At 35.4% G+C, this 12,727-nt stretch carries 13 protein-coding genes and 1 pseudogene; 1 reads left to right on the forward strand and 13 read right to left on the reverse strand.

All coding sequences use genetic code 11. The features are described from left to right. Window positions 1-148 precede the first annotated feature (148 nt). Window positions 149-913, reverse strand: a complete 765-nt coding sequence (locus NST98_RS07105) for a TIGR01457 family HAD-type hydrolase (RefSeq protein WP_016839291.1) — start codon at window positions 911-913, stop codon at window positions 149-151. Beyond that, window positions 913-1,362, reverse strand: a complete 450-nt coding sequence (locus NST98_RS07110) for a DUF86 domain-containing protein (protein WP_016839290.1) — start codon at window positions 1,360-1,362, stop codon at window positions 913-915. The genes NST98_RS07105 and NST98_RS07110 overlap by 1 nt, the downstream gene beginning before the upstream one ends. Window positions 1,363-1,449: 87 nt before the next feature. Between NST98_RS07110 and NST98_RS07115 the strand changes: the two genes are divergently transcribed. Further along, window positions 1,450-1,716, forward strand: a complete 267-nt coding sequence (locus NST98_RS07115) for a DUF3055 domain-containing protein (RefSeq protein ID WP_016839289.1) — start codon at window positions 1,450-1,452, stop codon at window positions 1,714-1,716. A gap of 41 nt (window positions 1,717-1,757) precedes the next feature. On the opposite strand, the gene NST98_RS07120 is transcribed toward NST98_RS07115, so the two are convergent. The 11 genes and pseudogenes from NST98_RS07120 to NST98_RS07170 all read right to left on the reverse strand — a co-directional run bounded on the left by NST98_RS07120 (window position 1,758) and on the right by NST98_RS07170 (window position 12,613). After that, on the reverse strand, window positions 1,758-2,090 hold the full coding sequence (locus NST98_RS07120) for a YutD family protein (RefSeq protein ID WP_340432296.1): 333 nt from the start codon (window positions 2,088-2,090) through the stop codon (window positions 1,758-1,760). A 42-nt stretch (window positions 2,091-2,132) separates the two neighbouring features. Then, entirely contained in the window at window positions 2,133-3,032 is a 900-nt protein-coding gene (lipA, locus tag NST98_RS07125; protein WP_340432294.1) for a lipoyl synthase, read from the reverse strand. A 119-nt stretch (window positions 3,033-3,151) separates the two neighbouring features. Further along, window positions 3,152-3,907 (reverse strand): sporulation protein YunB, encoded by a 756-nt coding sequence (gene yunB / locus NST98_RS07130; protein WP_340715693.1) that lies wholly within the window; start codon window positions 3,905-3,907, stop codon window positions 3,152-3,154. A 69-nt stretch (window positions 3,908-3,976) separates the two neighbouring features. Next, a complete protein-coding gene (locus tag NST98_RS07135; protein ID WP_340714773.1) occupies window positions 3,977-5,074 on the reverse strand; it encodes an HD-GYP domain-containing protein in 1,098 nt (365 codons plus the stop codon). Between the two features lie 90 nt (window positions 5,075-5,164). Further along, on the reverse strand, window positions 5,165-6,529 hold the full coding sequence (locus NST98_RS07140; protein ID WP_340715694.1) for a bifunctional metallophosphatase/5'-nucleotidase: 1,365 nt from the start codon (window positions 6,527-6,529) through the stop codon (window positions 5,165-5,167). 22 nt (window positions 6,530-6,551) lie between these two features. Continuing rightward, complete coding sequence (locus NST98_RS07145) at window positions 6,552-7,373, reverse strand: sulfite exporter TauE/SafE family protein (RefSeq protein WP_016839283.1); 822 nt, start codon at window positions 7,371-7,373, stop codon at window positions 6,552-6,554. Further along, window positions 7,373-8,228, reverse strand: a pseudogene (locus tag NST98_RS07150) (DUF72 domain-containing protein). Before NST98_RS07150 ends, NST98_RS07145 begins: the two are co-directional and overlap by 1 nt. Before the next feature lie 333 nt (window positions 8,229-8,561). Further along, window positions 8,562-9,632, reverse strand: coding sequence for a sulfate/molybdate ABC transporter ATP-binding protein (locus NST98_RS07155; protein ID WP_016839281.1), 1,071 nt, complete (start codon window positions 9,630-9,632; stop codon window positions 8,562-8,564). 14 nt (window positions 9,633-9,646) lie between these two features. Further along, entirely contained in the window at window positions 9,647-10,522 is an 876-nt protein-coding gene (gene cysW, locus NST98_RS07160) for a sulfate ABC transporter permease subunit CysW (RefSeq protein WP_247595817.1), read from the reverse strand. A 15-nt stretch (window positions 10,523-10,537) separates the two neighbouring features. Then, a complete protein-coding gene (gene cysT / locus NST98_RS07165) occupies window positions 10,538-11,371 on the reverse strand; it encodes a sulfate ABC transporter permease subunit CysT (RefSeq protein ID WP_016839279.1) in 834 nt (277 codons plus the stop codon). Window positions 11,372-11,560: 189 nt separating this feature from the next. Further along, on the reverse strand, window positions 11,561-12,613 hold the full coding sequence (locus NST98_RS07170) for a sulfate ABC transporter substrate-binding protein (protein ID WP_339288157.1): 1,053 nt from the start codon (window positions 12,611-12,613) through the stop codon (window positions 11,561-11,563). Between the last annotated feature and the right edge of the window lie 114 nt (window positions 12,614-12,727).

Raw genomic sequence — 12,727 nt, forward strand, 5'->3', positions numbered from 1 at the left:
GCTGTCTCTACGGTAGTCAGGTGGCCACATCAAATGCCCCCTCTCGTCGCATTTTATATGTGATAAATGCAAGTTATAAAGGAGTACCGCAGAAGACAACTAGCTATAACGTATATCTATCATTTATTATGACAAATTTTTGTTACGCTTATAATTCAAATTCACTTAAATCATTAATGCAGTAAGTTGGTTGTACCCCTTTTTCTTTAACTTTCTCCGTATTCACGACACCCGTATTGACATGAACAGTATCGCAGCCAAAGCGAATACCACATAAAATATCCGTATCGTAATTATCTCCAATCATTAGCATCTCATTTTTGTTATAGCCATATTCTTGCTGTATCATTTCTAGCATAACTGGCGACGGTTTCCCCATAAACATTGGTTCCACATTAGAAACTTGACTAACGAGTTTAACAAAAGAACCGTTCCCTGGATGGAACCCTTTTTCTGTTGGGAATTTAATATCTTCGTTCGTTCCAATTAAGGTTGCTCCATTTTGAACAGCAATACAAGCTTTCGTTAATTTTTCATAATCAATTTTTCGATCAATTCCCATTACAACTACATCAGGATTTTCTTCCACTATGTCAATTCCTTCTTGTTGAAGTGCATAACGGATTCCATCCTGGCCAATAACAAATACTTTAGCTTGTCCAAAATGCTTTTTCACATATTTTGCAGTCACTAATGAACTTGAGTAAATTTGTTTTTCAGAAACGTTCAATCCGAACTGCTGAAGTGTTTGTTTAATTTGGGAAGGAGTTTTCGACGAATTATTTGTTACAAAAAAGTAATCTAACTGTTTATCTTCTAATTGATGGATGAATTGGATGGCAGTAGGAATAACTTCTTTTCCACGATATACTGTGCCATCTAAATCAAAACAGTACGCTCGATAGTGCTTCATCAACGATCCTCCGGTAAAAATGCGGACACTGGTCCTAATTCATTTTCCAAATATTGCGTTACTTCTTTTGAAAATGTTTTTAACGCTGGTAATGTATTTTTTAACACTTCATAAACCTTTTCAATTTCTACTTGTGTAAATTCACGGACGATATTTTTGCGTAAACTGATTAATTCTTTGAATGGCTTTTCTTTTTCACTTGCGATAACTTTTTCATCAATCAAAATATCAATAATATCGTCATAGCTGCCAGGATCTCTCATAATAAAACCGTCAATCATCAAGTTTCCAACGTCGATGACTGATTCAATTGCATTATGTGTAATGCGTTCCAATGCTAATTTTGTTATATCATCTTTTAGCCAATCTTCTTTCTGTTCAAAAATGGCGATGATTTCATCTAAATATGATAAAGTTCTCGTAATTTTATTTCTGTCAACAAAATACATGACAAATGCCTCCAATTCAAAAAGTTGATAGTTTTCCCGCTTCTATAGTAACATATTCTGTAGTATTGGAAGGAGACCAAAACAGCCATGGAACGATTTTTCTTATATGATGATATAGAAGATACAAAGACAAGATTTGTCAGCTTTACTGGAAAAAAACTTCGCTATGATTTAGCGATTATGCAATCGACACGTTTTTATGGAAAAGTTCTTGTTTTAGATATGCAATTTGGCCGATTTGCGATTATCGGACCAGATGATTTAGAAGAACCTGGCTATTTAGAACATGTTTTTAATAAAACAGAAGAAGAGGCTGAAGATTTAAGAGAATATTTGATGGAATTATTGTCATAATCAATAAGCCATCTCCAACAAGGGAGATGGCCTTCATTTTCTTATTTGATTTTGTCGTGAGAATACCCCTGCGGAGCTGATACAAGCTTTTCTTGTGGAACTCGGCCAATTTTTCTTAAAATAAAATACGCACAACCAAAATTACAATACTCAAATAAATAATCTTGAACGGTGCTAATTTTATTATCAAAGGTAGATTTTTGATTGCGATCATCAAAAAAACCTTTTAATCGAAGTTGACCATATCCCCAATCTCCGACGATATAATCATACTTCGCTAATACGTCCGTATATCGATTTATAAATGTTTCGTCTTGAAAACCGTCACGATAATTTTCAATTAACTCATAGCCAATTCCTTCGACTACAATCACCCAAACCCCTCCAATTTTACGACTAGATCACTTTTTATTTCATTACATCTCTGCTTGGAGTTGTCTAGTTTTCGTTGCTTCATTCACTTGTTCATCCGCATGATAACTACTACGAACTAAAGGACCTGCTTCACAATGTTTGAAACCTTTTTCCATCGCAATTTTTCGAAGTTTTCCAAATTCTAGAGGTGAATAATACTTTTTAACTGGTAAGTGTTTTTTCGTTGGTTGTAAATATTGTCCGATTGTCATGATATCAACATTGTTAGCAAGGAGATCATCCATTACTTCTAAAATTTCATCCCATGTTTCACCGAGTCCAATCATTAAAGAAGATTTTGTCGGAATATCCGGTTGCATTTCTTTTGCTCTGCGCAAAAACTCTAGTGAACGGTCATACGTTGCTTTAGCACGGACTCTCGGAGTAAGTCTTCGAACAGTTTCGATATTATGATTCAAAATATCTGGTCTTGCATCCATGACAATGCGTAAATTTTCCTCTACCCCGCCTAAATCAGAAGGTAGAACTTCAATCGAAGTTTGCGGTGATTTACGTCGAATGGCGCGAATTGTTTCAGCTAATATGCTTGCTCCGCCATCTTTTAAATCATCACGCGCAACCATTGTGATTACGACATGTTTTAAATTCATAATTTTTACTGAATCAGCAACACGTTCTGGTTCTTGTAAGTCCAGCTCATTTGGAAGTCCCGTTTTAACCGCACAGAATCTGCATGCTCGGGTACAAACAGCCCCCAAAATCATCATCGTTGCCGTTCTTCGCTCTCCCCAACATTCATGAATGTTTGGACAACGTGCTTCTTCACAAACAGTATGCAAGTTATTTTCTCGCATTAATTTTTTTAAATCTCGATATTCTTCGTTCGTATTTAACTTTATCTTTAACCATTCGGGTTTCCTTAGAAATTCTTTATTGCTCATTTCGTATCAGCCCCTATCAATTAAGAAAAAATAGTATAACCTACTTGTCAATATATCATGTTAATGCTTTTGCAACAACTAACAATATCGATAAAGTTCAATAATATTATTTTCTATTATTATTCATATGGAACAGGGACTTCAATAGAAGGTTGTGCACCATCTCCACCGTTTGTATAAATATTTGGAACTTGGCTTCTAGTCAGTCCAATTGCGACTGGAATCGTTTGTTCTACAGTAGCAGTTTTGCTAGCAAATGGCACGATGATTTGGACATTTACTTTTAAGCGAATGTTCACTTCTACAAGTGCATTATTGATTCCAAATTCTGTTATTGATGTAGCAACATCACTCGAGACATTTCCAATGATGTGAAAACGTATTGGCACTTTAGGTCCTAAGTTACCTAATAGGGGCAGATTTAACGCTTGAGCAAGTGGTACAAAAAAGACAATGCCGTCCCCTCTTTGAATTTCCGAAACATCATATTCTACATTTTCTAATTCAGGAAGCTGGGACAAGTCTCCCCTTTCCGCCATTTCTAGATGTTCTTTTACGAGGGCTGTCGTTTCCGCGCGGACTTGGTTAATAATTTCAGTATTAAATTTCGTTGTCAACATGTAGTCTGATTCCGTAGGCAAGTCCTCAATTATTTCATTCACATCTAGCACACTTGAAGTTCTTGCATTGATTGCCTTACTTACTACATGCGAGGCGATTTTATATGTTTGTACTTCAGCATAATCTAAATAGGTTGGCATCAATCGAGAGTTTAAAAAATATAAAAATAATATCACAGTGAATACAAAGCTCATAAGAAATAATGCAAAACGATTTGCTCTTTTTTTTCGTCTATTCGGTGACCGAATCATCATTCTACGAGGTTTTCGTGAAAACAAAAAATCTCCTCCTAGCTAATTTTATGAACAGGAGGAGATTGCTATTCAAGGCTGTAAATATTCAGTATCTACTCTTAATATCTCAACTTGTGGAAATTCTTCTAAATTTAATAGATACGTAGACTTTAATAACATACCGTTTTCCTCAAAAATGCGAACATAGGGACGGGAGGATTGTTTAGTATTTTGTTTTGCAACGATTCCCCTTCTTCCATCCGATAAACAAAGAACCGTTCCATTTGGATAATGTACAACACTTTTAATCAAAGCATCTACCACTTGTTTTTCAAAAAGCGTGCCACTATCAGATTCAATTAGGTCAATTCCTTCCGAAGGCAACATTTTATCGCGATAAACCCGATCTGATGTGACCGCGTCAAAAACATCGGCCACTGCAATAATCTTTGCATATGGATGAATTTCATTGTCTACTAATCCTCTTGGATATCCACTGCCATCCAAACGTTCATGATGTTGCAGGGCACAATGAGCAACTAATAAAGAAACCGTATGTAAATTTCGTAAAATATTGAACCCGTAACGGGTATGTAGTTTCATAATGGCAAATTCTTCATCAGTTAATTGTCCAGGTTTATGTAAAATTTCGAGCGGCAGCACCATTTTACCTACATCGTGTAACAATGCGCCAATTCCAATTGTACGTAAATCTTCATACGGGTAACCGAGTTCTTTCGCTATTGCAAGAGAATAAAGGGTTACATTAAAGGAATGTTGGAACAACGCTTCATCATAAAGATAAGTATCCGTTATAATCGTTAACATTTCATTATTGCTAAAAATCGTTTGTAACAAATCATCTACTAAAAAATTCAACTTTTTTGATTCCTTATCTAAAACAAAAGCCGCATCACGACTATTTAATCCTTTCATTTGACGGAAAGAACGCTCAATATTCGATACAGCTTTTGCTCTGAGTTCTAGGGGTACCGTCTCTTCCACTACAATGTCCTTGGAAATTTCATCTTCAATATATATATATTGAATGTTCATTTGCTTTAATCTTCGTATCATGCCCTCGGTCATTTTTACATGTCGCTGCACTAATGGATGTCCTGATTCGTTAAAAATGGCTCTCCCCATTATCATTCCTGGTTTTGCTGCATTAATAGAAATGAGTCGCATAATAATGTTTACCCCATTCTGCCAATTTCAGTATTCCAAATTATATTATATAGCCAGTAATATTATTTAGGAACATTTTAGTAAAAATTTTCAATTTAAATACCGTTTACAATAATCTATTAAAACGTCCCTCAAAAAATATGGTAAAAAATATTTCTTTTTCGCATATTTAAAATTAGGGAAAAAATATCCAAAAGTAAACATATCAAGCGTCGCTAATTGATATGTTCGATTTAAGTCACTTACTTCTCCTTTTACAATTAATTCCCGATTTTTGTTTACCGAAAAATCATAAGTTAATATTTTTCCAAAAATTAATCCTCTAAAACCTAACCCTTTCAACTCAAGTTGTGACCACTCATCATTCTTCGCTTGGAGAAACACTTCCTTCAATTCTCTACCGGTTATTTCTACAACACATATGTTAATGGGATGGGGTAAAATCCGATGAATATCATATTTACTAATATTTCCTTTTTTTAAGCCATCTAAAAATATTCCTGCATTAAACATCGCACAATCGGCACCCGTATGTTCCAATACTGCTTTCGCAAAAAGCCTTGAAATTTGGGAATGATGAAACCATTCTTTATTATAACTTTTCGTTGTTTGGAAAATCGTTTCGCTCATTAGCTCCTTGCCAGTGCGCGATAACTGTTCTAGAAACTCCACTTCCCCGTCAATTTCAGGTAACAATGCATTATCAATAATCTTCTCTTCTTTCCGAATAATTTTTCGCTCGCGGTGATCAAATTGAATCGTTAAGTGTCCTGTATATGCCCCGAATTTGCCACAACCAGTGAGCAAAACACCATTTACCATTTTCCCTGATTCAAGAAAGTGGTGAGTGTGAGAACCAAAAATTACATCTAAATCTGGACAATCTTGAGCCAATAACTCATCTTCCGTAATTCCTAAATGAGATAAACATAGTAAGATATCGACTTGTTCCCTAAGCTGTTTAGCAATAGAAATTATCTTTTTTCTCGGCTCTACAATATCCCATTGAAGTTCTTTATAAAACAATTCATAAAAAGCTGTAGCACCAATTACACCTATTTTTGTTCCGTATTTAGTCTCTAAGATTGTATATGGTTTTAGCCATTTCGGATTCGCTTTATTTGCTGCCTTTAAATTAGCGACAACCACTTCAAAATTTGCTTCATCATACAAATGATAAAGTTCGTCAAAATCTAACGTAATTCCTTCATTATTTCCGATTGTAACAACATCATATTGAGCTTCATTTAATAGTTTGACGTTCCCTAAACCGAGCGTTGCTTCGGTATATATATTCGAACGATCTAAATGGTCGCCAATGTCAAATAAAAAACTAGGTTCTCCACGTTCTGCGTAGGCAAGGCGTTCTTTTCGAATGAAAAATTGAGAACGCAACCAATATTCGAAATGGCTATGTAAATCATTTGTATGATAAAAATGAATCGTTTCTAGCAAACTATTCACCATCTCTCAATATTTAAAATAGCCCCTCTAAAATCGATTGGATACCGATTAATACCATAACGATTTGCAATACAAGAACAACCGTTTTTGATTTCAATCGTTTGTTTAAAGCTGAACCTAATTTCGCACCTACATAAGCCCCAACAATTACGGGAATTGTATAGTGCCAAGGGATATTTCCTAAATATATATGACTCATCGAGTTGACTAATGATGTTAAAAACACCATAAACATCGAAGTAGCAACTGCAACATGTGGTGGAAAACGGAACAATAACACCATTGCAGGAACAAGTAATGAACCTCCACCTATGCCAAATAATCCTGAAATCATGCCGACAAAGAAGGAAAAGAGAACAGCAAACCAAATAGGATAACCATATTCGAAACTTTGGCCTTGGCGATCTGTAAAACTTCTTTTTAATCCGTGATCAATAAACCAGTTAATAGGCTTTAACTTATCTCGTACAAACAATATTGTTGACAAAACGATTAGTAAAAAACCGAAATATAAATTAAATGAATCAATATCCAACCCTTTGTTTAACCAAGCGCCCAATATTGTACCTGGTGCACTACCTATAAAAAAAATTAATCCGCTTATGAAATCCACTTGTTTTGATCTCATATATGAAATCGTTGAAGACAAGCCTATGAAAATCATCATGATTACAGATAAACCAACGACTCGCTGCGGAGTAATGTCAGGAAAAAAGCCTAAATTAATACCGAAAAAAAGCGTTGCTGGTATTAAAATAACCCCTCCCCCTAATCCAACTAACGAACCTAATATTCCAGCACAAAGTGCGATGATGGAAAGAAGTAAATATCCCATTAAAATTCCCCTTCAAAAAAATTTAATTGCTTCGGTGCAAGACCTTTAAAATTGATATTTAAAATTTCTTGAAACATTTTTGCGTTACTTGCTGCATGATGCCCTGAATTGTTGTTAAAAAGTACAAAAACTTCTTCCGCATTGGATTCCAAATCTTTTATTTTGTTTGCTAAATCTTCTAGCTCCTCTTTTGTATAGTCGTATAAAAAACGAACCTCTCTCCAATTAGGAGTACCCGAATTACGCCATCCAAAAACATTTCTTCCATGCAAACGGACAAGTACTTTCTTATTTGTTACTTTCGGAACGAAGGGCACTGAACCAATACCGGCTTGTGGTTCATCGCAAACGGTATGAATTAGTCCATTTTCTCTTAAAAATTGAATCGTTGCTTCCTCTCTATCACTTTGAAACCAAGTTTGGTTACGAAATTCAATAGCAATTGGAAACTCTTTTAATTGTTGTTTAACATACTAAAATATACTTTACATTTTGAGAGGTACAATCAAACCATGGTGGGAATTGGACTAGTACCATAGCTAATTTATTGGACTTGTGAAAGGCATTGGCACATTGGCGAAATGCTTCAAACATTTCTTGTCGGTTTTGATACGGAATATTATCTCTACCATGACCGGTCATTCCTTGATATGCCTTCACGATAAATTGGAAATTTTCTGGCGTTTCCTCTATCCACTTTTCAACATTTTTCACTGATGGAATTGCATAAAAGGATGTATCTACTTCCACTATTGGGAAATGACCACTGTAATCAAAAAGCCTATCTCTTTTTGTGGAGTTTTCACGATATATTGTAGGATGGTCACCCCATCCAGTAAGACCAATTTTTATCATTTCTTTCTCTCCATTTTACCTCATTATGTTGTATATAAAAAAGTATAAACGATTATACAAAAAAAGTTCGATTAAGCAATACGCAAATCGAACTCTTTCCAACTTGATTACTTTGGTCATGTCTCAAGAAATTTGGGAACGAATGATTACACTCATTAAATAGGATGATTTAATAAGCGTATTTTTTACTCTTAACTATAATTTAATTTGACGCATTCCAACTAAAGCGTATTTAGCAAAAATAAAAGACCATAAAATAGCAATTGCTACTTAGATGGCCTCTAGTTTTCTCGTCGGATAGAAATTATTAATTGCTCTATAAAAATATAACTATTATATTGAGAAATCTTCCGGTATGAACACTTTTAATTGTTTTGGGCGAACATACACGATATCCCCTTTTTGAATTTCTAGATTTTTATAATGTTCCTTTGTTAATTCAGCCTCTAAAAATTCACCATTATCTTCCCTTTTTAATTCTATTTGTACAGTTGGGCCAACGATATGAATAAACGTGATTTTTGCGGCAACTGTTTCGTTGTCAACTTTTTCTTTTTCAATTTGAATGTCATGAGGACGAACATATCCAACTGCCTCATCATGGGAATCAAGATAATTTGGAGCACTGATTTCAAATTGCCCCTGTCTTAGCTTTCCATTTTGTAAACGTCCACGAAAAATATTTACGTTTCCTAAGAAGTCATAAACAAAAGGACTTTTTGGGTTCTCATATACTTCATCTGGTGTACCAATTTGCTCGATTTTTCCATTATTCATGACAATAATGCGATCTGCCACATCAAGTGCTTCTTCCTGATCATGGGTAACAAAAATGCTTGTCACGTGAAACTCATTATGCAGTTGGCGCAGCCACCTTCGCAACTCTTTTCTCACTTTTGCGTCTAAAGCGCCAAACGGTTCGTCGAGCAATAATACTTTCGGTTCGACTGCAAGTGCTCTCGCTAATGCAACTCGTTGCCGCTGACCACCAGAAAGTTGTGAAGGATATCGATCTTGAAAGTTTTGAAGTTTAACAAGCTCCAATAATTCATTAACTTTTTTTGCAATTTCTTGCTTGGAAGGTCTCGTTTTTCTCGGACGCACTTTTAATCCGTATGCAACATTTTCAAACACAGTCATATGACGGAATAACGCATAATGTTGGAAAACAAAACCGACTTTTCTCTCCTTTGGACTTACATTTGTAATATTTTCGCCATCAAAATAGATTGCTCCTTCATCAAGCCCTTCTAACCCTGCAAGAATACGTAATAGCGTGGTTTTCCCAGATCCAGAGGGGCCTAGTAGTGCAATTAATTCACCAGATTCGATATCAACTGAAATATCTTTCAGCGCTTGAAATGAGCCGAAAGATTTTGATACATTTTTTACTTGAATGCTCATAAGCTCTCCCTACCTTACACATCTTTAGCTTTCCATGAAACAATATTTTTAATAATGATTGTAATAATCGCTAACACTGACATGATGGAAGCGACAGCAAAAGCCGCTGTAAATTGATATTCGTTATATAAAATTTCAATATGCAACGGCATTGTATTAGTTAATCCTCGAATATGTCCCGATACAACAGAAACAGCGCCAAACTCACCAATTGCACGGGCATTACATAATATTAAGCCGTACAATAATCCCCATTTAATATTTGGCAACGTGACATAGAGAAATGTTTTCAACCCGCTTGCTCCCAGCGAAATAGAAGCTTCTTCCTCAGTTACTCCTTGTGTTTGCATTAAAGGAATCAGCTCCCTTGCAATGAAGGGAAATGTCACGAACAATGTAGCAAGGATGATGCCCGGTAATGCAAATACAATTTTTATATCATGTTCAAAGAGCCATTCACCAAACAATCCTTGAGCACCGAAAAGTAAAATAAAAATTAAACCTGCAATTACTGGGGAGACGGCAAATGGCAAGTCAATAAGTGTTATTAATAAATTTTTTCCCTTAAAAGAAAACTTCGTAATCAACCAAGCAGCTACAATTCCGAAAATCGCATTCAATGGTACGACAATCAGTGCAACGGTAATAGTTAGTTTAATTGCTGCTAGTGCATCTGGATGAACAATCGATGCAACATACGTTTCCCAACCTTTTTCGAAGGCAGTGACAAATATCGAAATCAACGGAAGTATTAAAAATAGGCTAATATAAAGGAATGAAATCGTAATCAATGACCACTTTACAGTTGCTGATTCTTTCAAAGAATAAGAGTTACTGGTTGTTCTTGTAACAACGGGCACTTCTTGTTTTACCTCCAATGGTTTGGTCATTACTTGCCCTCCTCATTAATGATAAAATTTCCTATTCATTCGCCATTGAATGAAATTAATAAATAGCAGGATGATAAACGAACCCGATAACATGACAATTGCGATTGCTGTTGCACCAACATAATCGTATTGTTCAAGCTTTGTCATAATAATAAGCGGAGTAATTTCCGTTTTCATCGGCATATTCCCAGCAATAAATACGACGGATCCGTACTCACCAAGAGCTCGAGAAAATGCTAACGAAAAACCTGTAATCATTGCTGGATATAGTTCAGGTAAAATTATTTTCACAAATGTTTGGAATCTAGTTGCCCCTAAACTGGCTGAAGCTTCTTCTACTTCTTTACTTAAATTTTGCAAGACTGGCTGCACCGTTCGAACGACAAATGGCAACCCAATAAATGTGAGGGCAATAATAATCCCAAGCGGCGTATAAGAAATTTTAAAATCAAAAAATTGCCCAATCCAACCATTCGGTGCATACAGTGTTGTAAGCGCAATCCCTGCAACCGCCGTTGGTAATGCAAAAGGCAAATCAACAAGACCGTCAATGATTTTCCTTCCTGGAAACTCATATCGAATAAGCACCCATGCAATCATCGTTCCAAAGAAAACATTGATTAATCCAGCAACGAAAGCCGTTCCAAAACTTAATTTATAAGAGGCTACTGCCCGAGGATGGGTAATCGTTTCGTAAAATTCACTCCAACTCATTGATAGCGTATTTACAATAATCATCGATAAAGGCAATAGGACAATCATGCTTAAATAAAGCATCGTATATCCAAAAGTCAAAGAAAAACCAGGAATAATAGTAGTTTTTTTCCTTCTTTTTAATGATAATTCCACTCTCACCATCTCCATAATGAAGATTCAGCATAAAGGAGGAGTCATACTTCTCCTTTATGCTTTTATTTCGAAAAATTCAGTTTTCTCAAATGATGCTTCCCGTTCAGATGTTGATGGTGGTTTATTCAAAGTTAATTTATTTCATTCCATCCCAAAATTAACACTTTACGTAGAAGCATATATTTTGTATTATTGATAAATTTCATCAAATGTTCCGCCATCTGCGAAATGGGTTTTCTGGGCTTCTTGCCACCCGCCAAATTCATCAATAGTAATTAACTCTAAAGTTTGGAATTGATTTTTAAATTTTTCCAACACTTTTTCATCACGAGGGCGATAGAAGTTTTTCGCTGCAATTTCTTGCCCTTTTTCGCTGTATAAATAGTTCAAGTAAGCTTCTGCTACTTCGCGAGTTCCTTTTTTATCAACGATTTTGTCGACAATTGCCACTGGTGGTTCAGCTAAAATACTTAAAGAAGGTGTCACAATTTCAAATTCATCTTCCCCGAATTCTGCAAGAGAAAGATATGCTTCATTTTCCCATGCGATTAACACATCACCAATACCACGTTCTACGAAAGTCGTTGTAGATCCACGTGCACCCGAGTCTAATACTTCAACATTGCTATATAAATCTTTCATGAATTGTTTTATTTTTGTTTCGTCACCATTAAACTTTTTATTTGCAAACGCCCATGCTGCTAAGTAGTTCCATCGTGCACCACCGCTTGTTTTTGGATTAGGTGTAATGACCGAAATGCCTTCTTTCGTTAAGTCATCCCAATCTTGAATGTTTTTCGGATTTCCTTTTCTAACTAAAAAAACGATTGTTGATGTATATGGTGAAGAATTGTTTTCAAATTCTGTTTGCCAATCTTCATTTAATAATTGTCGAGTTTGTGCTATTTCATCAATATCATAAGCTAATGCAAGCGTCACAACATCCGCTTCAATTCCATCAATTACTGATCTTGCTTGTTTTCCTGAACCTCCATGAGATTGCTGAATTGTTACTTCCTGACCTGTTTGTTCTTTCCAATAAGCCGCAAATTCTTTATTAAATTCTTCATATAATTCACGTGTTGGGTCATAAGAAACATTTAGCAACTCAACTGGTTTAGAAGTATTGTTTTCGCTCGCATTGTTGTTTGTAGATGCATTATCATTTGACTGTTCTTGTTTGCCACATGCTGCTAACAATAAAATAAGTAAGGCAATTCCTAATAAAAGTTTTTTTCTCATCTCATTCTCCCCTTTTCTTTTCATAAAATAATAGAAGGTTGCTTACATTCCCCTTTTAATCCAAGGAATAAATAAGCAACCTTCAGTTTGTCTGATCGGTTTTCGAATGAAACC

The organism is Ureibacillus sp. FSL W8-0352 (assembly GCF_038004345.1).
Classification (GTDB): Bacteria; Bacillota; Bacilli; order Bacillales_A; family Planococcaceae; genus Ureibacillus; species Ureibacillus thermosphaericus.